The sequence below is a fragment of the Streptomyces sp. NPDC050564 genome (assembly GCF_044457265.1).
Taxonomy (GTDB): domain Bacteria; phylum Actinomycetota; class Actinomycetes; order Streptomycetales; family Streptomycetaceae; genus Streptomyces.
The window spans coordinates 165,754-188,309 of sequence record NZ_JBITGS010000012.1 but is presented as its reverse complement, the minus strand read 5'-3'; the positions used below and the strand labels follow the sequence as shown (position 1 = coordinate 188,309).

The following is a 22,556-nucleotide window of genomic DNA, read 5'->3' as shown; positions in this document are numbered from 1 at the left end:
CCGCCCCGGCTCCGGCGATCACCCCGCGCCGGCCCGGACGCTCCTCGCGCATTTCGTCCCCCGTGGTGCCTTCGCCCCCGTCGTGCGGTCCCCGTTGGCTGTGAATGAGCTTGCACTGTGCAGGGGTTGGGAACTGCTGCGACTTGACTGGGTGCGAGTGTGTTCTGGCGTGCATGAGTGAGCGTCGGTGATCTGGATGCGGCGTGCGCGCACGCCTTCTGGAGTGGGAACGAGAGTTCTTATGTCGAATGGGTGACCTTTGAGGAGGGTGCTCGTTGGAGGCGGTGAGGGGGTCTTCGACGCCGGGTGGGGGTGAAGGGATGGGCGGGCTGCGGGCGTTGGCGGCGCCGTTCGTGGTGCCCGGCCCCGCGGGGGTGGCGATCCGGGACCGGCTGCGGGTATCCGAGGCGGATGCGGCGGTGCTGGGCGAGGTCGGCGTGTTCCTCGGTTCCCTCGCGGCCGGGGATCTCACGGTGCGTTCCCGGCAGGGGCTGGCGCATGATGCGGCCGCGTGGGCGACCCGCAAGCGGGAGTTGACCGGGGTCTCCTCGGCCAGGTGGGCGGGCAGTCTCACGAAGGCCACGCATGATCAGTGGGCGTTGGCCCGGCGCGGGCAGGCGGCGGAGATGGCGTGGCTGCGCGGGCAGATCACGTCGATCCAGGCGCGGCTGGCGCGTCCGCTGGGCGCGAAGGCGGACAAGCGGGAGGGGCTGGCACGGGGGTACGGGTCCCGTTCTGAGTGGCATGCCAAGTCCCGCCGCCTGTACGCGCTGAAGTCCCGGTTGGCGGGGGTGGAGGCGGACTGGGCGGCGGGCCGGGTGCACGTGGTGCGCGGCGGCAAACGGCTCGCCCGGCTGCGCCACCACCTGGAGGTGGCCGGGCTGGACGAGCAGGGGTGGAGGGAGCGGTGGCAGGCGGCCCGGATGTTCCTGGCCGCTGACGGGGAGTCGGGCAAACGCTTCGGCAACGAGACCATCCCCATCACCGACACCGGACAGCTGACCCTCAAGCTTCCGGCCGCGCTGGCACAGCTGGCCAATGCCTCGCACGGCCGCTACGTGCTGGACGCGACCGTGACGTTCCGGCACCGCGGCCAGGAGTGGCTGGACCGGATCACCGCGAACCGGGCGGTGGCCTACCGCATCCACCACGACGTGGTGCGCGGCCGCTGGTATGTGACCGCCTCCTGGCAACGCACCCCCGCCCCCGTCCTGCCGCTGGAGGCGGCGCTGGCCCGGGGCGTGGTCGCCGTGGACATGAACGACGATCACCTCGCCGCCTGGCGGCTCGACGTGCACGGCAACCCGGTGGGCGAGCCCCACCGCTTCTGCTACGACCTGACCGGGTCCGCCGCGCACCGTGACGCGCAGATCCGGCATGCCCTGACGAGGCTGCTGCACCACACCCGCGCCACTGGGGCGGTGGCGGTGGCGATCGAGGACCTGGACTTCACCGACGGCCGCTGCCGGGAGAAGCACGGCCGCAACAAACGCTTCCGCCGCCTCATCTCCCGCTTCCCCACCGCGAAGCTGAAGGCCCGGCTGGTGGCGATGGCCGCCGAGCAGGACATCACGATTGTCGCGGTCGATCCCGCCTACACCTCCCGGTGGGGCGCCCAGCACTGGCAGCAACCCTTGACCAGTAGCAACCGTAAGGTTTCCCGGCACGATGCGGCCTGCATCGCGATCGGGCGACGCGCCCTCGGACATCCGATCCGGCGACGGACGACACCGCCCCGTACCCACCAGAGCGATGGATACAGGCATCGGACCGCCCAGGCCCGACCGGAGGCCCGACGGCGTGAGGGACCCCGCCCCCGTATCCCCGGACCACGCACCAGATGCGTGCCGCCCGGCAGCGGAGCGAACGCGGGGAATCAGAACGCCCAACACCGTTCGGGGCGTTCGGCTGAGCATGGGTTCTGGCAACAGGACTCACTCCCGCTCAGTCTGTAGGAACGGTTGCCTGTGAACGCCGTCGCGGTGGTGTGGCGGTGACCTTGCGAAGGCGTGACGGTGCCCGGCTCGCCCTGTGCCCTCCGGGCGGAGTCAGCTCCAGGTCGGAGAGGTGGAGCGGGGCTGCTCGTGGGGCACGGGCCTGCCCGTGAACGCGTCGAGGAGCATGCGGTCGCCGACCGGGCGGTCCAGTTTCACCGTCACCTTCTCGATGCGCAGTTCGGACGTGCAGGGGCCGTCGGAGACGCCGCGGACCGAGGCCGAGAACACCACGCTGCCCGCGGTCTCCAGTACGTCGACGGCGGGGCCGTCGTCACACGCTCCGTGCTCGGCGCGCAGGGTGACCGTCCGGCCGTCCTCCGCGATCGTGTCCAGCCCGGCGAGCGGCCCCAGCTCGGCCGTCTGCTGCCGCACGGGCCCGATCGGGGGCCGGGGGAGTTTCGCGGGGGTGACCGCGACGCGCTTGAGCGCGGTGTCGTAGCCCTTGATCGTGAAGTGCCAGGCGGGCACCGTCGCCGCCCCCCGGCTGGTCAGCAGCGTCATGTCGCCGAGCCGGGCACCGGTCACCGTGAGGGCGGGACCGGAGTTCCCGCCCCGGTCGAGCTTCTCGTACGCCGCTCGCGCCGAGGTGACCGGGAGGGCGAGCGATGAGCCGTCGCGCCACCGGATCTCTCCCTTCTTCTTCGGCGCGTCGGGAAGAGAGCCGCGCAGTTCGAAGTTCTGGGTGAGGTAAGCGCGCTTGTCGGCGTCGTTGTGGAACGCCCCTTCGGGCAACTGCACGGCATCGCCGAGCGGGTGGTAGCCCCGCTGCCACACCCGCGCCGCCTCGGAACCCGCCCAGGCGGCGGCGACCCGGCGGGCGCGCTCCGAGCCGGCGGCGGTGTCCCCGTCACGGACCTTGTCGCCCCCGCCGGGTGTCGTCTCGTCGCCGCATCCGACGGCTGCGGCGGCGACCAGGCCGAGTACGACCAGCAGTTTGACGGACCGCATGATGCCCCCCGGAGGCAGACGGTGGAGTGGAGCCGAATCCGACGCCGCACCTGTGACGCCCGGGCCGTGCGCGACGTTCATTCCCGGGCGCGAGCCATGTCCGGGCGTGTGGAGAGGTGATCGCAGCGGTGATCGCTGACAGCGAACAACCCCCGGGGAACAATCCAAGGCGCACATGCATTGAGTGCGTGTAACTCAACTTGACTGCCGAAGGGGAGATCATGGCTTCGACGTCCACACCGCTCACCCTGCCCGTGCTGCCGCTCGACGATGAGGTCGTCCTGCCCGGGATGGTGGTTCCGCTGGACCTGAACGACACCGATGTACGCGCAGCGGTGGAGGCCGCCCAGGCCGCCGCCCGTTCGACGCCGGGCAAGCCACAGGTGCTGCTGGTGCCACGCATCGACGGGACGTACGCGAGCACCGGTGTGCTCGGCACCGTCGAGCAGGTCGGCCGCCTGGCCGACGGCGACCCGGGCGCGCTGATCCGCGGCCGTGGGCGCGTGAAGGTCGGCGCGGGGACCACGGGTCCCGGTGCCGCACTGTGGGTGGAGGGCACCCGGGTCGACGAGACCGTGCCCGACCCGCTGCCCGGCCGGGTCGCCGACCTGGTCAAGGAGTACAAGGCCCTCGCCACCAGCTGGCTGCGCAAGCGCGGCGCCTGGCAGGTCGTGGACCGCGTCGCGCAGATCGATGACGTTTCCGCCCTTGCCGACAATTCCGGTTACTCTCCGTTCCTGTCCCTCGAACAGAAGGTGGAGCTGCTGGAGACCGCCGACCCGGTCGCCCGGCTGAAGCTCGCCACCGAACAGCTCCGTGAGCACCTCGCCGAGCAGGATGTCGCCGAGTCCATCGCCAAGGACGTCCAGGAAGGCGTCGACAAGCAGCAGCGCGAGTTCCTGCTGCGGCGCCAGCTCGAAGCCGTCCGCAAGGAGCTGCGCGAGCTGAACGGCGAGTCCTCGGACGCGGAGGAGTCCGACGACTACCGCGCCCGTGTCGAGGCCGCCGACCTCCCCGAGAAGGTCCGCGAGGCCGCGCTCAAGGAGGTCGACAAGCTGGAGCGGTCCAGCGACCAGTCGCCCGAGGGCAGCTGGATCCGGACCTGGCTCGACACCGTGCTCGAACTGCCGTGGAACGAGCGGACCGAGGACGAGTACGACATCCAGGGCGCCAAGGCCATCCTGGACGCCGAGCACGCCGGTCTGGAGGACGTGAAGGAGCGGATCACCGAGTACCTCGCGGTGCGCAAGCGGCGCTCCGAGCGCGGGCTCGGCGTGGTCGGCGGGCGGCGCGGCGGTGCCGTGCTCGCGCTGGTCGGCCCGCCCGGTGTCGGCAAGACCTCGCTCGGCGAGTCGGTCGCGCACGCCATGGGCCGCAAGTTCGTCCGTGTCGCCCTCGGTGGCGTACGGGACGAGGCCGAGATCCGCGGCCACCGGCGTACGTACGTGGGGGCGCTGCCCGGCCGTGTCGTCCGTGCCATCAAGGAGGCCGGGTCCATGAACCCGGTGGTCCTGCTGGACGAGATCGACAAGGTCGGCTCCGACTTCCGCGGCGACCCGGCCGCGGCCCTGCTCGAGGTCCTCGACCCGGCGCAGAACCACACCTTCCGCGACCACTACCTGGAGGTCGAACTCGACCTGAGCGACGTCGTGTTCCTCGCGACGGCGAACGTCCTGGAGGCCATCCCGGAGGCGCTGCTCGACCGTATGGAGCTGGTCCGCCTGGACGGCTACACCGAGGACGAGAAGGTCGTCATCGCCCGGGACCACCTGCTGCCGCGCCAGCTGGAGCGGGCCGGTCTGCAGTCCGACGAGGTCACACTGGACGAGGGCGCACTGCGCAAGCTCGCCGGCGAGTACACGCGGGAAGCGGGTGTACGAAACCTGGAGCGGGCCGTCGCACGGCTGCTGCGCAAGGTGGCGGCCCAGCACGAACTGGGCGAGCGGAAGCTGCCGTACACGGTCACGGACGCGGATCTGCGTGGTCTGATCGGACGGCCGCACCATGTGCCCGAGTCCGCGCAGGACCCGGCCGAGCGCCGCACCGCGGTGCCCGGTGTCGCCACCGGTCTGGCCGTCACGGGCGCCGGCGGAGACGTGCTCTACGTCGAGGCGTCGCTGGCCGACCCGGAGACGGGCGCGGCGGGTCTGACCCTGACAGGTCAGCTGGGCGACGTGATGAAGGAGTCGGCGCAGATCGCGCTGAGCTTCCTCAGGTCGCACGGTGCCGAGCTCGAACTGCCGGTCGGTGACCTGAAGGACCGGGGCGTGCACATCCACTTCCCGGCGGGCGCGGTCCCCAAGGACGGACCGAGCGCGGGCGTCACCATGACGACGGCGCTGGCCTCGCTCCTGTCCGGCCGCCCGGTCCGCACCGACGTGGCGATGACGGGTGAGGTCTCGCTGACGGGTCGTGTCCTGCCCATCGGCGGGGTGAAGCAGAAGCTGCTCGCCGCGCACCGCGCGGGTGTCACGACGGTCATCATCCCGAAGCGCAACGAGCCCGACCTGGACGACGTCCCGGCCGAGGTCCTGGAGAAGCTCGACGTCCACGCCGTCACGGACGTCCGACAGGTCCTGGAGTTGGCGCTGACGCCGGCGACGAACGGCGCGACGCCGGAGGTTCCGGTGGCGGCGTGACGGACGCGACCGGAAAGGTAAGGCCCGGGTCCCGTGAGGGAGGCCCGGGCCTTCACCGTGCGCGCGGTGTCTGCGCGCGGCCGTGTCAGCCGTTGGCCAATGCCACGACCCGGTCGAGTGCCCCGTTGAACTTGTCGTGGTCGCCGACGGTCGGTCCTGACGACGTGTACTGCCACATGGTGTAGTAACTCCACCCCGCCGGCAGCGTCCCCGCGTCGGAGGCGTAGCGCGCGATCCACAGCGGGTTGGCGGAGGCGAAGCCGCCGTAGTTGCCCGTGCACTGGGTCCACCAGCTGGTGGCCGTGTAGATCACCGCGTCGCGCCCGGTGCGCGCCTTGTACTGGGCGAGGAAGCTGCTGATCCAGCTGACCATGGCGCTCTGCGTCTTGCCGTAGCAGGCGGCCCCGTACGGATTCCATTCGATGTCGAGCGTGCCCGGCAGCGTCTTGCCGTCCTTCGACCAGCCGCCGCCGTGGTCCACGAAGTAGTTCGCCTGGGTGGCGCCGGTCGTGGTGTCCGGGGTCGCGAAGTGGTACGCGCCGCGGATCATGCCGACGTTGTACGAGCCGTTGTACTGCTGGGCGAAGTACGGGTTCGTGTAGTAAGTGCCCTCGGTCGCCTTGGTGTAGGCCCACCTGACCCCGCTGCTCCACAGGGTCGACCAGGCGACGTTGCCCTGGTAGCCGGAGACGTCCACGCCTTCCGTCTGCGTGGCGTCCGAGCTGCTCGGTGTGCCGTCCTGACCGTCGTGCGCGACGACGCCCACACCCATGCGGGCGGAGCCCCGGGCGGGGGTGTCGGCCGCGGAGGAGGGGAGGGTGAAGAGGAGGGAGAAGGCGGCGAGCAGGATTCCTACCGCGAGCGGGCGCAGGCGGTGGGTTGTTGCGGGTCTGTGTCTGTGCACGGGCATGTCGTGCCTCCGAAGAGATCGGTGGTGCACGGTGGTGCTCGGTGGGGGGAACGCTGACGCACGCGCACGCTCGGGTGGGGGGTCAGGTCCGCGTCGACCTGTTGATGGCGTGCGCATGCCACTGATTGCCTGATAAAGAAGCTACGCACGTAGAAGACGGCGTGGGAAGAGGGCCCGGAGGCTGCCGATGGTCTACGCCTGCGAAATACTGGCGGAGCTGCGGCAATGGCGGATTTTGGCGGAAACTTTCAGTATCGGGAAACCGGGTCAGGGGTGCTGACGTGCACGACAACGGAAACGACGGCGGGCAGCGTGTCGAATCCGCGGCGTCGGGAAGTGGTGTGGACCAGGAATTCCCGGCGCTGGAACGCGAGTTGACCGTGTTCCTGCGGCGCGCCCGCGCCTCCTCCGGCGAGATGGCCCGCGAGGTCCATCCCGACCTGGAGTCCTCCGCGTACGGGCTCCTCTTCCGGCTGGAGGAGTGCGGCCGACAGCGCGCCACGGAGCTCGCCGCCTACATCGGCGTCGGCAAGGCCACGATGTCCCGTCAGCTCCGCGCCCTCGAAGACCTCGGCCTGGTGGCCCGCGAGCCCGACCCCGCCGACGGCCGCGCCTGGCTCGTCCACCTCACGGAGGAGGGCCGGGAGCGCTTCCGGAAGGTCCGGCAGGCCCGCCGGGCCCGCTACGTCCGACAGCTCGCGGGTTGGGACCCCCGCGAGGTCGCGGAACTGGCCAGGCTGCTGCACCAGCTCAACACGGGGATGGAACAGCAGCGCTAGGCCCCGCCGGCCCGGCTCACGGCTCCTGGGCCGGCTCACGCCCCGCGGACGGCCCCGGTCCGGCTCAGGCTTCCCGGGCCGCCCCGGTCCGGCGCATGCTTCCCCGCCCGGGCGGCCGGGCCCGTCGGCTCACAGCTCCACGAACACCACCGTCGCGTCGTCATGCGTCTTGCTCCGTCGCAAATGCACCCTCTCCTCCGCGTCCGCGGTCTCCAGTGCGCGTATGCGGTTGACGAGCGCCTGTGCGCCCTCCTTCCGTACAAGGGTGAACAGGGCGGCCCAGTCGCCCTCGTGGAACTTCTCCACCCAGCGGGTGGCGCCGTCCGTGAGGGCGGTCAGGGTGCGGACGGACGTGCGGGGCAGCGTGCCGGTCACCGCGCGGGAGGCCACCGAGGGATCCGCCGCCGCCGTGAAGAAGCCGCCCTCCTTGTTGCGAACGGTCGCGTCGGCGACGGCGTCCGTGGCGAGGGAGGCGCGGGGGAGCCGGGAGAGGCGGTCGTCCAGGAGTGCGGTCACCTCGCCCGAAGGGGACTCCACCAGCAGGGCGGAGTCCGAGAGGACCAGGTACTCGACCTCGGCGGCGGACCATCTGGCGAGGACCACGGTTGCCTGAGGTGTCCGTGGGTGAGAAAGGTCACAGGTGTCGGCATGGGCGTCGGCCACCCGGCTTATGGCCCCGGAAAGGACCTCCGGCAGGGTCAGATCCCGGCGGGAAAGGGACAGTTCGGTCAGGGATCCGCCGAGGCGTGCGGAGAACCAGGCGACGGAATGCAGACAGCCGTAGTCGCCCCGAGGGGGCGTCACGCCGTCCAGGACGACCAGCGAACCCCCCTGTCCTGAGGCGGGAAGGCCGACCGATGCGAAGTCCTCATTGGGGCGGTCCGGGTCACCGGGCTCCGAGACGAGTTCAGTGCGCATCCGGCCAGTTTGCACGAGTCCTTCACAAGGTCCACAAAAGGCTGGCATCCATTGCCGAACAGGTGCGGACCACCAGCTCAGGCGCCGGGTTTGGCATGGAATGATCGACTCCGGTGAAGCGTGACGGCGAATACTGCCAAAGCGCGTCGCCGACGTCCAACCGGCCCGCCGGTCAAGGCTGTCGAACACGCCGGAGGAACTTGCCCGCCAACTCCCGTCCGAGGTTCACTCCTTCGGGTGGCGGGCCAGATGATGCGGGACCACTGCCCACCGGCACTGGGAGGGTCGGGAGCCGTACCGGGCGGACGCCCCCATTGACAGGACGTCATCACCCGGGCCCATGGGTACACGAGTCAGGAATGCGAGCACCGGTGCAGAAGACGCGGCCGAGGCGCACAGGCAAGCAGACGGCCTCCAGCTCAACCGGGGGCGGTGCCACCGGCGACATCGCCGACTCCCCGGGCAGGGGCCGACCCGCCCACGTACGCAACCGGCTGATCGTTGCCGTGGCGGTCGTCGCGGCGGCCATCGCCGGTGCCGGAGCCCCCACGGTGCTGGCCGCCTCGGGGCAACTGAACGACTCCCAGAACCTGGTGACGCTCGCCCAGCGGACCCAGCAGGCGCTGACCCTGGCGCACTCACTGGCCGACGAACGGGACGAGGTCACCTCGTACATCGCCGCCGGGAGGCCCAAGGCCAAAGCGCCCTCCGAGCAGCGCGGCGCCCGCGTCGACCGGCAGGTCGAGGAGTTGCGGGCGGACGAGGACGCCCCCGCACCGCTGCTCAAGGACCTCGACTCCATCGCCTCCCTGCGCAGAGCGGCGCTCACCGGAAAGAGCTCCGCTCTCGAAGCGCATCAGGCGTACTCCGGCGCCATCAGCGAACTCCACGCCCTCGCCGAGGACCTGGCCGACCAGTTGCCGCCCCGAGCGGGCTCCGGCGCACACGCCCTCGCCGAGCTGGACTCCGCGGTCCAGCAGTCCGCCGCCGCCCGCGGACTGCTCCTGGCCGCCCTCAGCATCCCGCGCACCACCCAGACCACCATCAACCCGGTCACCGGTCTGCCGACCACCACGAGCGTCTCCTCGGCCGCCGACACCAAGCAGCGCGACGCGCTGAGTGCCGCGGCCCAGCAGGCCCGGCTCCGCTCGGACGCGGCCCTCGCCGACTTCCGTGAGACGGCGCCCAAGGCCGCCACGTCCTCGTACGACTCCACGGTCACCGGGCCCGACGTCGGCAGTGCCGACAAGTACCTCGCGAGCCTCACCGACCAGCCGACGCTCTCCGACGCCGAACTCGACACCAGCACCAAGAGGCTGGACGCGGCCCTGTCGGCCCGTGTCGAGCTGATGCGCGGCGCCGAGGCCTCCCTCAACGACCACCGCACCAAGGACCTCGAACGGCTGCGGGACGACGACGTCACCGCGCTGGAGATCCGGATCGCCCTCATCGGCACGCTGCTGCTCGTCGCGGTCGGCGTCTCGATGGCCATGGCCCGCAGCCTCACCCGCCCGCTGGCCGTACTGCGGCTCGGCTCGGCCCGCCTGGCCGCCGACCCGGGCGCCCAGGAACCGGTCAAGTTCACCGGCCGCAACGACGAGTTCGCGCAGGTCGTCCGCTCCGTCAACGCGCTGCACGCGCACGCCGCCGCACTCCACGAGCGGCTCGCGACGCTCGAAGGCGACCGCAAGCACCTCATCGGGCAGCGTCAGCTGATGGCCGACGAGCGCGACCGGCTGCGTGCCGAGCTCGCGGATGCGGCCGCCCACTTGGAGCAGGTGCGCGGCACCATCCACGGCACCTTCGTCAACCTCGCGCTGCGCACCCTCGGCCTCGTGGAGCGCCAGCTCGGCGTCATCGAGGGACTGGAGGAGCGCGAGCAGGACCCGGACCGCCTCGCCACGCTCTTCAAACTCGACCACTTCGCCACCGTCATGCGGCGGCACAGCGAGAACCTGCTCGTCCTCGCGGGCGCCGAGCACGTCCAGCACCACGCGGGTCCCGTCCCGCTCGTCGACGTCGTGCGCGCCGCGGTGAGTGAGATCGAGCGGTACGAGCGGGTCCGTATCGCCGCGCTTCCGCCGCACGCGCACCTCGCCGGCTTCGCCGCCGACGACATCAGTCACCTCGTGGCCGAACTCCTGGAGAACGCCTCGTCGTTCTCGCCGCCCGACCTCGCCGTCGAGGTCTCCGGCTGGCTCCTGGAGAGCGGCGAGGTGATGCTCTCCGTCCAGGACGAGGGCATCGGCATGACCGCCGAGCGGATGAGCCAGCTCAACTCCCGCCTCTCGGACTTCGACCCGGAGGACGCGTACGACCTGGAGGGCGGCGACGGTCTCGGGCTGGGCCTGTACGTGGTCGCCCGGCTCGCCCACCGGCACGGCGTGCGGGTGCAGTTGCGCGAGCAGAAGCAGGGCGGTGTCGCCGCCGTGGTCGTCCTGCCGAAGGCGATGTTCGCCGCCGCGCCCGCGATCACCACCCCCACGGCCACCCGGCTGGTCGGCAGCGCGTCCTCGGTGTCGCTGCCGGGCGCCGACGCGGAGGCCAACTCCAATGTCCTACGGGGCCGTTCGGTGTTGGCGGCATCGGAACCCGCCGGCGACGAGGACCCCCTGATCGCCGCGGCGGAAGAGGCGGTCCGGGAGGCTTCCGCGGACGAAGAGGCGGTACGGGAGCCTGCTGCGGCGGAAGAGGCCCCACGGGCGGCCTCCGCGGATGAAGAGGCGGTACGCGAGGACGCCCAGGAGCCCGGCGCGGAAGCGGCGACTGCCGAGTCCGAGGCGTCGTACGAACCCCCGTCCGAGCCGGAGCCCACGCTCGAGCCGGAGTTCGCCTCCGAGCCGGAGCCCACGCCCGAGCCGGAACTCGCTCCCGAGACCACGATGGAGCTTCTGCTCCCGGAGCTCCTGGCGGAAGCGCCCGCTCCCGAACGTGCCCCGGAAGCGGCCCCGGTCCAGCCCGCCCCGGAAGTCCGCATCCCCGCCCAGACCACCACTGATCCGTACGCCATCGGCCCCGACACCCACGAGCGTGTCCCGGACGAGGGCCCGCGGCTCACCGACAAGGGCCTGCCCAAGCGGACGCCCAAGATCTCCGCGCCCCCGCCGGTCCCGAGGCCGCGCACGGGCGGTGTGGACGCCGAGGCCCTGCGCCGCAGGCTTGGCGGTTTCCACCGGGGCGCGATGGAGGGCCGCCGCGATGTGGAGGCGGAGATCGCCGAACAGACGGCCGAGATGAACGCACCCGCAGCACAGGGGCCGGCAGCGCACGCGCCCGCAGGACCCACGTCCAACGCGCACGCACAGGACGTAGAAGCATCGGGGGGCACAGTCGAGGAGGCAAGCAGTTGACCGCGCCCAGTACCTTCGGTCTGAGCAGTGAAGCCCGCAATCTGCACTGGCTGCTGACGAATCTCGTCGAGGAGGTGCCGGGCCTCCTGTCGGTCGCGGTCGTCTCCTCCGACGGCCTGCTGCTGCTCTCCTCCGACCCGGGCAGAAACGCGGAGGCGAGGACGGCCGAGACGGACCGGCCCACGGGCCCCAAGGGCTCCTCCGCCGACCTCGCCACCATCGTCTCCGGCATCGGCAGCCTCACTATCGGCGCCGCCAAGCTGATGGACGGCGGCAACGTCAAGCAGACGATGGTCGCGATGGACGAGGGCAGCCTCTTCGTCATGTCGATCAGCGACGGCTCGCTGCTCGGCGTGCACGGCTCCCCGGACTGCGACATGAGCGTGGTGGCGTACCACATGGCGCTCTTCGTCGGCCGCGCCGGACACGTCCTGACCCCCGAACTGCGCAGTGAGCTCCGAAAATCCCTGGAGACCGAGTCAATGGGGAGCACCCGATGAGTACCCCCAACAAGCTGCCGGTCCGCGGCGGCGACCGCAAACCCGCCCGGGTACGCCCCTACTCGCTCACCGGCGGCCGTACCCGCTTCGGGCACGTCCTCCTGGTGGAGACGTTCGTGGCGGCGCTCGAAGCCCCCGACGAGCGCAAGGAGCTGACCGGGGGAGGCCCGCTCTCCCACCGGGTGATGCCCGAGATGCGGGCCATCGTCGAGCTCTGCCGCCGGATGCGTACGGTGGCCGAGATCGCCGCCCTCCTCAGGATGCCGCTCGGCGTGGTCCGCGTGCTCCTGAGCGACCTGGCGGACCAGGGAAAGATCCGTGTGTACGGAACAGGTCACGGCCCGGGACAGCCGGACCGCGCTCTGCTGGAAAGGGTGCTGAGTGGACTCCGTCGTCTCTGACGCCGCGCCTGGCGTCGCCCCCCTCCTCGACGAAGAGGAGAATCTGCAGGCCTGGCAGACGGATCGCAGCCGCGCGCCGATAGCCACCAAGATCGTTGTAGCGGGTGGCTTCGGCGTGGGCAAGACCACGCTGGTCACCGCGGTCTCCGAGATCACGCCCCTCCAGACGGAGGCGCTGATGACCCAGGCCAGCGAGGAGACCGACGACCTCACCGGTACGCCGGACAAGCTGACCACCACGGTGGCCATGGACTTCGGCCGCATCACGCTCGACGACGACCTGGTGCTCTACCTCTTCGGCACGCCGGGCCAGCAGCGGTTCTGGTTCATGTGGGACGACCTGGTGCGCGGCGCGATCGGCGCGGTGGTCCTCGCCGACACCCGCCGCCTGTCGGACTGCTTCCCGGCGCTCGACTACTTCGAGAGCTGCGGACTGCCGTACGTCGTCGCCGTCAACCACTTCGACGGCAGCGAGCGGTTCGAGCCCCAGGACGTACGCGAGGCCCTCACAGTGCCCCCGCACATACCTGTCATGATCATGGATGCCAGGCGCCGGATCTCGGTTGTCGAGACCCTGCTCGCGCTGGTGGGGCACGCGCTCGACGTGAGCCCCGAATAAGACGTACGCAGAGTTAGGACGCGCATGCGGAAGATACTCGTCGTCGGAGCCGGCCAGTCCGGACTCCAGCTCGCCCTCGGCCTCCAGTCGCACGGGTACGAGGTCACCCTGATGTCGAACCGGACGGCGGACGAGATCCGTACCGGCCGCGTCATGTCGACGCAGTGCATGTTCGACACGGCACTCCAGCACGAGCGCGATCTCCAGCTGAACTTCTGGGAGTCCCAGGCCCCGAAGATCGAGGGACTCGGCGTCTCGGTCGCGGCCCCGGGCTCGCACGACCCCGGTCCGACCCAGCGGGCGATCGACTGGGTGGGCAGGCTCGACGGGTACGCGCAGTCGGTCGACCAGCGGGTGAAGATGGCCGGCTGGATGGAGACGTTCGCGCAGCGTGGCGGCCAGCTGGTCATCCACGGTGCCGCGGTCTCCGACCTCGACTACTTCTCCCGTACCTACGACCTGGTGCTGGTGTCGGCCGGCAAGGGCGAGCTCGTGTCCATGTTCGGCCGGGACGCCTCCCGTTCGCCGTACAGCGAGCCGCAGCGGGCGCTGGCGGTCGCGTACGTCCACGGTCTGGGCCCGCGCCCGGAACACCCGGACTACGACGCGGTCCGCTGCAACCTGGTCCCCGGCGTCGGCGAGCTCTTCGTCATGCCGACGCTCACCACCTCGGGGCGTGCGGACATCCTCTTCTGGGAGGGCATACCCGGCGGCCCGCTCGACGTCTTCAACGGCGTCAAGGACCCGGCCGAACACCTCTCCCTGACCCTGGAACTCATGGAGCGGTTCACGCCGTGGGAGTACGCGCGGGCCACGAAGGTGGAACTGACCGACGCGAACGGCACGTTGTCGGGACGGTACGCCCCCACCGTCCGCAACCCGATCGGTCGCCTCCCCGGCGGCGGTCTGGTCCTGGGCGTCGCCGACGTGGTCGTCGCGAACGACCCGATCACCGGGCAGGGGTCCAACTCGGCCTCCAAGTGCGCGGCCGCGTACCTCGCCTCGATCCTCGAACAGGGCGACAAGCCTTTCGACGAGGAGTGGATGCAGGCCGCGTTCGACCGGTACTGGGACACGGCGCAGCACGTGACCAAGTGGACGAACGCGATGCTCGGCGTTCCTCCGGAGCACGTGCTCAACCTGATCGGTGCCGCGGGGCAGCTCCCCCCTGTGGCGGATCGGTTCGCCAACGGGTTCAACGACCCGGCCGACTTCGAGAACTTCTTCTTCGAGCCGGCGAAGACCGAGGCGTACCTGGCCTCGGTGACCGGAGCCTGACAACCCCCTGACCTGCAGCCCGGCCGCTCTTCCTGGTCGTTGTGGCCGTTTGTGATCAGTCCGAGGACGGATCGCGAACGGCCACAGTTTTGCCGCACCAGCCCGGTCGGCCCCGACCTGCCCGTCTGCTGGTGACCAGGCGGCTGCGGAGCGCGAGATCGGCCGACAGGGCGTAGCGTCGTTAGCGCGATAGGCAGGAGGCAGGCTTCGTGTTCGAGTCGCAGCGTGTGATCGCTCCGCCGGCCAAGACCGCCATGTTCCTCGTGGCGACGATCGCCCCCGGCGGCGAGGCCACCGTCCGTGAGCTGCTCGAAGACGTGGCAGGTCTGCTGCGGTCGGTGGGCTATCGCGCCCCGTATGCCGAGCTCAGCTGTGTCGTCGGGGTCGGTTCCCACGCCTGGGACCGGCTCTTCGCCGGTCCGCGCCCCCGTGACCTGCATCCCTTCGTGTCCTTGGAGGGGGCCGCCCACAAGGCTCCGTCGACGCCGGGGGACGTCCTCTTCCATCTGCGCGCCCACGAGATGGACCTCTGCTTCGAACTGGCCCGGTTGATCGCCGCACGCCTCGTCGGAGCGGTCACGATGGTCGACGAGGTGCACGCCTTCAGGTACTTCGACGAGCGCGACCTGCTGGGTTTCGTCGATGGCAGCGAGAGTCCCGGAGACCGGGCGGCCGCCGACGCGGTGTTCGTCGGTGCCGAGGACGAGGACTTCATGGGTGGCAGCTACGTGATCGTCCAGAAGTACCTCCACGATCTCGCGGCCTGGAACGCGTTGACCACACAGGAGCAGGAGAACGTCATCGGCCGAAGCAAGTCGGCCAACATCGAAATGCCCGACGACGTGAAGCCCCCGGATTCTCATGTCGCCCTCAACACCATCACGGACAAGGACGGCAACGAGCAGAAGATCGTGCGGGAGAACATGCCGTTCGGGACGATCGGAAAGAGGGAATTCGGCACCTATTTCATCGGCTATTCGCGCACGCCTGAGGTAACCGAACGGATGCTGCGGAACATGTTTCTCGGCGACCGTCCCGGGATCCACGACCGGATCCTCGACTACTCGAAGGCCACCACCGGCTGCCTTTTTTATGTACCGACCGTGGATTTCCTCGACAATCTTCCCCCGTCACCGCGCGGCTAGGCTGTTTCCGAGATGTTCGAGCGTACAGCGGTCAGCTGGTGACGATTCCGGTCACAAGGTTGATCGTGGTGGCCAGGATGCTGGTGCCGAAGACATAGGACAGCAGGCAGTGACGGAGCACTACGGTGCGGATTTGTGCACTCGAGACGCTGGTGTCGGAGACCTGGTAGGTCATCCCGAGGTTGTAACTGAAATAAAGGAAGTCGGCGTAGGCGGGTGGGTGTTCGGAGTTGAAGTCGATACCACCTGTCGGCTTCGCGTAGAAGAGATACGCGTAGCGGGTGGAGTACATCAGGTGCAGTGATGCCCAGCCCATGAACACGCCCGCCAGCGCTGCCCCGGCTGCCGCGTGACTGTCCGCGGATTTACCGCGCAGGAGCAGGACAATAATGCTGACCAGCGCGAACAGGGCCGCCGTGACAACGATGGTTTCCTCGGCCAGAGGGCGGAAGTTCTCGCGGCGGGCATTTCGGTGAGTGGTGGTTGCGTCCATCGGCCACAACACCTTCAAGCCCGTCACGACGAAAAACGTCTCCGTGGCAGCGATGCCGGCGAGAATTCCCAGCAGGGCATCGGCCAGAAATCCTACGGTCGCGCCGGTCGCCACTCCGACGACCACTGCACCGGCAAGTCGAGGCACGGCGGACAACGGCAACCGGGTGTTCATGGGCGATAACGGTACAACCGGACGTTGAATTCCTAGGGGGAGTGGTCCGGGTGTCGCCGAACAGAGCGAGACGGTCGCGCTCACGGGGCGGAGTGCTGTCACGACCCCCATGCCCCTTACCGGGCGCTTCTGTAGCCCGCGTTCGATCCGCTCGTGGCCGCCTGGGGGAGCTTCGGCGGCGTGTAGCGCCGCACGGGCTCCCCGCGGGGGTCGGGGCGGACCGCGCCCAGCAGTGGATTGGCGGCGATCGGCGAGACCTTGATCTTCGTTCCCGGTCGCGGTGCCTGTACGACCATGCCGCCGCCGAGGTACATCGCCACATGCGTGGCCTCGGGGAAGTAGATCACCAGGTCGCCGGGGCGCAGTTTGCTCAGCGGGATTCTCGGGAGCTGGGCCCACTGCTCCTGGCTGGTGCGGGGGATGGGCTGCCCGGCGCGCTGCCACGCCTGCGAGGTCAGCCCCGAGCAGTCGTACGACTTCGGGCCCTCCGCGCCCCACTGGTACGGCTTCCCGATCTGGTGCACGGCGTACCGCAGCGCTTCCTCGCCCTCCTGCGAGGGGCGCCGCTCGCTGCTGAGCGCCCTCGAGGCCATGAACTCCTTCTGCGTCTCGGCCGCCCCCGACTTCTCGGATTTGTCCAGGTCGGCGACCTGATCGACGGTCAGTGAGGCGAGCACTTGCTCGACGTCCTTGAGTCGCTTTTGTGCGGTGTCGCGCTCCTTCTTCTTCTGTACGGCGAGGGTGAGTTGACCGTCGAGCGCCTTCCGGGCCGCACGCGCGAGCGCATCGGCCCTCCGCTCGCTCCCGGCCACCCGTTTCGCGGTCTCGACCCGTTCCTGCGACAACTGCCCGATCAGGTGCCCCTCGTCGAGGGCGTGCTGCGGATCGCGGGCGAGGAGCAGTCGTACGTAGGAGGAGAACTCGCCGCTGTTCTGGTACTGCTGCCGGGCGAGCCGCCCCGCGGCACCGCGGCTGTCGTGCAGCGAGAGGCGGGCCTTGGCGAGGCCGGCGTCGAGCCGGGCGGCCTCGGCGCGCTGCTTCTTCAGCTTCTCCGCGGTCGCGTTGTACGTCTCGGTGGCCCGCTCGGCATCCCGGTACAGCCGCTGAAGGTCCGTCAGCAATGCGGCGACGGACCGCTGTCCGGGCTCATCGACGGCTGTGCCCGTCGCCGGGCCGGGAGCCGGGGCGGCCATCGCGGGCGCGGGCGCGAGCAGCGCCCCGGCCGTCACCGCCGCTGTACAGACCAGACGCAGAAGTCTTCCTGACATATCGTCACCTCCGGTGCGGGGGTGGTGCGTCCACCTCGCACCGGCAGGATCGAGTGCGCGCATTCCGAGTGCGCGCGGGCTGGTCGGTTCAGCCCAAGAAGATCACTCGTCGGCGTGGGGGTCCGGCGTGGCATCGCTCTGCCCATCGGCCTGGGCGTCGGTCTTCGACCAGGGCCACTTCAGGCCGCGCCCCTGCTTCCCCTCGGGGTCGTACTCGTACCTCCACCCTTGGTGCAGCCCGAGCCGCTTGCTGCGGCTCGACTGGACGCGCCGGTAGACGAGCACGGTGGGCGGCCCGCCGTTCGCGTCCGGCACCGGAACGCGGTAGGTCTTCGGCGGATGTCCGGTGGGGCCGAGCAGGACGGGCAGCACACGGCCGTCCAGCGGGCCGCCTACAAAGGGAGTGTCTTCGCTCTTCACTCAACCAGTGTCACAAACGCCACGGTCACCGCCGTCACAGCAGGTGTGCCGCTTCCCCGATCACCGGGAGCAGCCGGCGGGCCATCGCTCCCACGGCCCCGTCCGCCGTCTCCAGCGCGAGCGCGGCCTTCACCACCCCCGCGGCCTGCGGATCCCGGCCCGCGGTCGCTGCGAGCGCCACCACGAACTGTTCGACGAGCCAGTCCCGCAGCTCGTCGAGCGGCGGCTCCTTGTCCTCGTCGAGCCAGATCAGCGAGGCGGCCTCCACGGCGGTGATCCACATCCGTACGGTCATCCGCAACCGCGGCCCGGGATCGGCGACCGCCAGATGATCGAGAATGTGCTCGGCGGCGGCGCGCCGCACCCCGTCCACTATGGCCGTGGTCCGGGACGTCTCGACGACGCTTCCGCCCTGCAGCAAGGCGCTGAACCCGGCGTCGTGCTGGTCCACGAACGCGAGATAGCGGTCGAGCGCCCGGGACAGCCGCTGGGTGAGCGGTCCCTGCGGGGGCTCCGCGAAACAGTGCTCCAGTTCCTCGGCCGCGGACCGCAGGGCGGCCTCGTACAGCTGCTGCTTGCCGCCCGGGAAGTAGCGGTACACCAGCGGCCGCGACACCCCGGCCGCCTCCGCCACGTCGTCCAGCGAGACCTCCTCGGGCGCGCGGTGCGCGAAGAGGGACAGCGCCGCCTCGAGCAGCTGACTGCGCCGCTCCTCGACACTCAGCCGTCGGTACGCGCGGGTGGGAGTCTCGGAGGTCATGTCGGCAGCGTATCCATGGATTCGCCCCCGCCGCCCCTACCGATTCCGTCCCGGACGGGGGCGGCAGCGCCCCGTCCGGGCCGCGGGGGACTGCGCGACAAACCCCGGCCCCCCAGCACCCGGAAACAGCCAGGGGGGTCTGGGGGCAGAGCCCCCCGTCACGGGACGGGCAGGGGCGGAGGGGGCGAAGGCCTCACGCCAGCAATCCCGACGACTTCCACAGGCGCCGCCCGGCCCCCCGCAGCACCCCGATGTCGTCCAGGAAGTCCGTCAACCGCTTCGCCCCGGTCTGCATCACCTCTCGCCGGTGCCCGCTCGCCTTGACCTGCGCCATGGCCTCACGCTTGTCGAGCCCGACATTCGTGTAGACCTCGGGATTGATGAACGCGACCGAGAAGACGCGCGCGAACTCCCCGGAGGTGACCCGGGTGAACTCCTGGGACCAGCGCGGCGCCGTCACCATCTGCCGGCGCAGCTCCTCCCGCGCGTACCGCACATGCCGCGCCTCCTCCACGACATGGATGCGCGTGACCCCCCGGATGAGCGTCTGGACCCGCTCGTCCGGGAACGTCAGCCGCTGCATCCAGTCGAGGATCTCCTCGCCGAGCAGCGTCGCCGTGAAGGACCCCGGTGTGGTCGAGATGGTCTTGAAGAGCCGCCCGAGGTTCAGGTGGGCCCGGCTCACCGGGTAGTACGGCGTCCCGCCGTGCGAGATCAGCCGGGCGAACATCTTGGAGTGCCGGCACTCGTCCTCGATCTCGGTCAGCGCGTACCGCACATGCGCGCTCGTGGCCGGCTTGTCGTAGATGTGCCGCACCAGCAGCTGCATCAGGATGATCTCGAACCAGATGCCCAGGGAAGCGAGCGCGGCGGCCTCGTGCTGGGACAGCGCGATCCGCTGCTCCTCGCTCATCCGCCGCCACATCGGGGTGTCGTACAGCGACACCAGCTCCGGCGGCCAGAACCACTTGCCCTCCTCGAAGGGCGCGTCCCAGTCCAGCTCCTTGTCCGGATCGAAGGAGTGCTTGGCGGAAGAGTCGAGCAACCGCTCGGCCACCTGCTCCCGGTCCTTGAGCAGACCGAGCGCGTCGCGGAGACCATCGAGTCCGTCTTCCGTCACCGTCGTCATGACTGTTCCCACCTCGTTGTACGGGATCTACAGGGGTTACCGGCGGTCACGACTTATGAGACTGCTTGTCAGCAAGCTCGTCAATCCCCTGCGTCCGACTTGTTGACGACGCGTCTACCCCGTGTGAGCCTGCGATGTATGCCGACGCATGAGCTGTACGCCAAGGACTCGGGAGACCCGCTCTGGCAAGTACCGGCCTCCGGGGCAGCACGTTTCAGCTGGGAGTACGACGACGGTCGTGACCGGCTGCTCGCCCTGTACCAGAAGGGCAAGGACAAGCAGTGGGACGGCCAGAGGCGGATCGACTGGGACCTCGAAGTGGACCCGTACGACCCGCTCGGTACCCCGGATGAGGCGATGACGCTGTACGGGACCCCGTACTGGACGAAGATGACCGACCGGGACAAGGGTGAACTGCGCAAGCACTACGCCTCCTGGCAGTTCAGCCAGTTCCTGCACGGCGAGCAGGGCGCGATGATCTGTGCGGCGCGCATCGTCGAATCGGTCCCCGACCTGGACGCCAAGTTCTACTCGGCGACCCAGACCATGGACGAGGCCCGGCACGCCGAGATCTACGGCCGCTTCCTGCACGAGAAGATCGGGATGCTCTACCCGATCAACGACAACCTGCAGTCCCTCCTCGGCGACACCCTCCGTGACTCCCGCTGGGACATGCCGTACCTGGGCATGCAGGTCCTGATCGAGGGCCTGGCCCTGGCGGCCTTCGGCATGATCAGGGACACGACCGACAAGCCTCTGCCGAAACAGATCCTGGCGTACGTGATGCAGGACGAGGCCAGGCACGTCGCCTTCGGCAGGATGGCGCTCCGCGACTACTACAAACAACTCTCCGACGCCGAACTCCGCGAACGCGAGGAATTCGTCATCGAGGGCTGCTACTTGATGCGTGATCGCCTGCGCGGTGTCGAGGTGCTGGAGAACTTCGGCATTCCGAAGGCCGAGGCCGAGGAATACAGCGAACAGTCCGAATTCCTCGCCCTGTTCCGCCAGTTGCTGTTCTCCCGGATCGTCCCCTGCGTCAAGGACATCGGCCTGTGGGGCAAGCGTCTCCAACAGGCCTACGTCGACATGGGTGTCTTCGAGATGGGCAACGCGAACCTCGACCAACTCATGGCCCAGGACGAGGAGATCGCGGAGCAGCTGGACGCGGAACGGTTCGCGGCGGAGGAGCGGGAGCGGGTCGCGGAGGTACAGGACGCGATCGAAACCGGCGGCACCGAGGCCTGACCGCTCAGTCACGTGAGCCCCCCGCTCAAGAGGCTGAGCAGCCCACCAGCCGCCCCCAGCGTCCAGCTCCACCAGCCGCCCCACCCCCAGGGCCACCACGCGCCCCATCCCCCCGGCCTCAGAACCCGAGCACCGCCTTCATCACCGCCTTCGCGATCGGCGCGGCGTCCCCGCCCCCGCTGATGTCCCCGCGATTGGCCGCCGCGTCCTCGACGACGACCGCGACGGCCACCGCGGGCTCCATGGAGTCGTCGGCCTGTGCCCAGGAGATGAACCAGGCGTACGGCAGGCCGGAGTTGCCGACGCCGTGCTGGGCGGTGCCGGTCTTGCCGCCGACGGTGGCGCCGGGGATGGCGGCGCTCGTGCCGGTGCCCTCCGTCACGACGTCGGTCATCAGCTCGCGCATGAGCAGCGCGGTCGTCGGATTCATCGCCTGGTGGACGGGCCTCGGGCCGGTCGTGGACACCGTGGCACCGCCCTTCGTGGTGGTCCTCTCCACCAGGTAGGGGGACTTGACGGATCCCCCGCCCGCCACGGCCGCCGAGACCATCGCCATCTGCAGGGGAGTGGCGCGGGTGTCGAACTGCCCGATGGAGGAGAGGGCCAGCTGCGCGTTGTCGAGCTGCGTGTCGAAGTTGCTGGGCACGACAGAGAACGGGATCTTCAGCATCCGGTCGTTGAAGCCGAAGTTCGCCGCCGTGTGCGTCATGTCGTCGAGGCCCACGTCCACACCGAGCTTCGCGAAGACCGTGTTGCAGGACCACTCGAAGGCTTCCCGCAAAGACGCGTCCTCGCAGCCCCGGATCTCGTTCGTGAGCCTCGTCGTCGTGCCGGGCAGCCGGTACGGGTCCGGCGATGCCGTCGGAGAGTCGAGATCGGTCACCACACCCGCGTCCAGCGCGGCCGCGGCCGTCACCACCTTGAACGTCGACCCCGGCGGATACGTCTGCCGGATCGCCCGGTTGAGCATCGGCTTGCCGGCGTCCCCGTTCAGCCGCGCCCACGCCCCTGTCACAGCCGAGCCGGTCCCGGACAGCTCCCCGGGGTCGTACGACGGTGTGGAGACCAGCGCCAGGATGCGGCCGGTGGACGGCTCGATCGCGGCGACCGCGCCCCGCCGCGAGCCGAGTCCCTTGTACGCCGCCTGCTGCGCGGCCGGGTTGAGCGTCGTGACCACCTTGCCGGCCGGGTAGTGGGCGCGGGTGATGTCGTTCCACAGGGGGAGCGGGGCGAGCATCGGGTCGGTGCCGGCGAGGATGTCGTCCTCGGCGTTCTCCAGGAACGTCGTCCCGTACAGCTGCGAGGCGAAGCCGGTCACGGGCGCGTACAACGGACCGTTCCGGTAGGTCCGTTCATGGCGGAGCTGCTCACCCGTGTCCTTGGAGCCGGTGACCGTGCTGCCGCCGACGACGATGTCGCCGCGCGGCTGGTCGTAACGGGCGATCGTGCGACGGCGGTTGGCGGGGTTGTCGTCGTACGACCGCGCCTGGAAGACCTGGATGCGGGTGGCGTTGACCAGGAGGGCCACCAACAGCAGGGCGCACAGGACCGCGGCCCGTCGGATGTACTTGGTCATGGTG

19 protein-coding genes are annotated in these 22,556 nt (G+C 69.9%); 10 read left to right on the top strand and 9 right to left on the bottom strand.

Annotated features, from left to right (window positions below):
* The first annotated feature begins 320 nt into the window (after window positions 1–320).
* Window positions 321–1,955, top strand: coding sequence for an IS200/IS605 family accessory protein TnpB-related protein (locus ACIBK0_RS20850; RefSeq protein WP_399081748.1), 1,635 nt, complete (start codon window positions 321–323; stop codon window positions 1,953–1,955).
* 93 nt (window positions 1,956–2,048) lie between these two features.
* Here the strand turns inward: ACIBK0_RS20850 and ACIBK0_RS20845 are convergent, their stop codons facing one another.
* Window positions 2,049–2,945: a hypothetical protein gene (locus tag ACIBK0_RS20845; RefSeq protein ID WP_399081746.1), complete on the bottom strand. Its 897-nt coding sequence runs from the start codon at window positions 2,943–2,945 to the stop codon at window positions 2,049–2,051.
* A gap of 221 nt (window positions 2,946–3,166) precedes the next feature.
* Between ACIBK0_RS20845 and lon the strand changes: the two genes are divergently transcribed.
* Window positions 3,167–5,584, top strand: a complete 2,418-nt coding sequence (gene lon, locus ACIBK0_RS20840; RefSeq protein ID WP_399081744.1) for an endopeptidase La — start codon at window positions 3,167–3,169, stop codon at window positions 5,582–5,584.
* Between the two features lie 85 nt (window positions 5,585–5,669).
* On the opposite strand, the gene ACIBK0_RS20835 is transcribed toward lon, so the two are convergent.
* On the bottom strand, window positions 5,670–6,494 hold the full coding sequence (locus ACIBK0_RS20835) for a lysozyme (RefSeq protein WP_399081742.1): 825 nt from the start codon (window positions 6,492–6,494) through the stop codon (window positions 5,670–5,672).
* 281 nt (window positions 6,495–6,775) lie between these two features.
* Here ACIBK0_RS20835 and ACIBK0_RS20830 point away from each other — a divergent pair, with 281 nt between their 5' ends.
* Window positions 6,776–7,273 (top strand): MarR family winged helix-turn-helix transcriptional regulator, encoded by a 498-nt coding sequence (locus tag ACIBK0_RS20830; protein ID WP_399081740.1) that lies wholly within the window; start codon window positions 6,776–6,778, stop codon window positions 7,271–7,273.
* Between the two features lie 129 nt (window positions 7,274–7,402).
* Here ACIBK0_RS20830 and ACIBK0_RS20825 read toward each other — a convergent pair whose 3' ends face one another.
* Complete coding sequence (locus tag ACIBK0_RS20825) at window positions 7,403–8,191, bottom strand: protein phosphatase 2C domain-containing protein (RefSeq protein ID WP_399081738.1); 789 nt, start codon at window positions 8,189–8,191, stop codon at window positions 7,403–7,405.
* A 359-nt stretch (window positions 8,192–8,550) separates the two neighbouring features.
* Between ACIBK0_RS20825 and ACIBK0_RS20820 the strand changes: the two genes are divergently transcribed.
* From ACIBK0_RS20820 to ACIBK0_RS20795, 6 genes are all read left to right on the top strand, one after another.
* Window positions 8,551–11,541, top strand: a complete 2,991-nt coding sequence (locus ACIBK0_RS20820) for a nitrate- and nitrite sensing domain-containing protein (protein WP_399081736.1) — start codon at window positions 8,551–8,553, stop codon at window positions 11,539–11,541.
* Complete coding sequence (locus tag ACIBK0_RS20815) at window positions 11,538–12,041, top strand: roadblock/LC7 domain-containing protein (RefSeq protein ID WP_399081734.1); 504 nt, start codon at window positions 11,538–11,540, stop codon at window positions 12,039–12,041. The genes ACIBK0_RS20820 and ACIBK0_RS20815 overlap by 4 nt, the downstream gene beginning before the upstream one ends.
* Window positions 12,038–12,442, top strand: a complete 405-nt coding sequence (locus tag ACIBK0_RS20810; protein WP_399081732.1) for a DUF742 domain-containing protein — start codon at window positions 12,038–12,040, stop codon at window positions 12,440–12,442. The genes ACIBK0_RS20815 and ACIBK0_RS20810 overlap by 4 nt, the downstream gene beginning before the upstream one ends.
* Window positions 12,423–13,061, top strand: a complete 639-nt coding sequence (locus ACIBK0_RS20805; RefSeq protein WP_399081730.1) for a GTP-binding protein — start codon at window positions 12,423–12,425, stop codon at window positions 13,059–13,061. Before ACIBK0_RS20810 ends, ACIBK0_RS20805 begins: the two co-directional genes overlap by 20 nt.
* A gap of 24 nt (window positions 13,062–13,085) precedes the next feature.
* Window positions 13,086–14,339, top strand: coding sequence for a styrene monooxygenase/indole monooxygenase family protein (locus tag ACIBK0_RS20800; protein ID WP_399081728.1), 1,254 nt, complete (start codon window positions 13,086–13,088; stop codon window positions 14,337–14,339).
* Window positions 14,340–14,548: 209 nt separating this feature from the next.
* On the top strand, window positions 14,549–15,484 hold the full coding sequence (locus tag ACIBK0_RS20795; protein WP_399081725.1) for a Dyp-type peroxidase: 936 nt from the start codon (window positions 14,549–14,551) through the stop codon (window positions 15,482–15,484).
* A gap of 31 nt (window positions 15,485–15,515) precedes the next feature.
* Here the strand turns inward: ACIBK0_RS20795 and ACIBK0_RS20790 are convergent, their stop codons facing one another.
* From ACIBK0_RS20790 to ACIBK0_RS20770, 5 genes are all read right to left on the bottom strand, one after another.
* Complete coding sequence (locus ACIBK0_RS20790) at window positions 15,516–16,151, bottom strand: DUF1345 domain-containing protein (protein ID WP_399081723.1); 636 nt, start codon at window positions 16,149–16,151, stop codon at window positions 15,516–15,518.
* Between the two features lie 116 nt (window positions 16,152–16,267).
* Window positions 16,268–17,419 (bottom strand): C40 family peptidase, encoded by a 1,152-nt coding sequence (locus ACIBK0_RS20785; protein WP_399081721.1) that lies wholly within the window; start codon window positions 17,417–17,419, stop codon window positions 16,268–16,270.
* Between the two features lie 102 nt (window positions 17,420–17,521).
* The gene (locus tag ACIBK0_RS20780; protein WP_399081719.1) at window positions 17,522–17,839 is read right to left on the bottom strand and encodes a hypothetical protein; all 318 of its coding nucleotides are present in this window, start codon (window positions 17,837–17,839) and stop codon (window positions 17,522–17,524) included.
* 34 nt (window positions 17,840–17,873) lie between these two features.
* The gene (locus ACIBK0_RS20775; protein WP_399081717.1) at window positions 17,874–18,599 is read right to left on the bottom strand and encodes a TetR/AcrR family transcriptional regulator; all 726 of its coding nucleotides are present in this window, start codon (window positions 18,597–18,599) and stop codon (window positions 17,874–17,876) included.
* A gap of 193 nt (window positions 18,600–18,792) precedes the next feature.
* Window positions 18,793–19,728: a diiron oxygenase gene (locus ACIBK0_RS20770; RefSeq protein WP_399081715.1), complete on the bottom strand. Its 936-nt coding sequence runs from the start codon at window positions 19,726–19,728 to the stop codon at window positions 18,793–18,795.
* Window positions 19,729–19,866: 138 nt separating this feature from the next.
* Between ACIBK0_RS20770 and ACIBK0_RS20765 the strand changes: the two genes are divergently transcribed.
* A complete protein-coding gene (locus ACIBK0_RS20765) occupies window positions 19,867–20,976 on the top strand; it encodes a ferritin-like domain-containing protein (protein WP_399081713.1) in 1,110 nt (369 codons plus the stop codon).
* 118 nt (window positions 20,977–21,094) lie between these two features.
* On the opposite strand, the gene ACIBK0_RS20760 is transcribed toward ACIBK0_RS20765, so the two are convergent.
* The gene (locus ACIBK0_RS20760; protein WP_399081711.1) at window positions 21,095–22,552 is read right to left on the bottom strand and encodes a penicillin-binding transpeptidase domain-containing protein; all 1,458 of its coding nucleotides are present in this window, start codon (window positions 22,550–22,552) and stop codon (window positions 21,095–21,097) included.
* Between the last annotated feature and the right edge of the window lie 4 nt (window positions 22,553–22,556).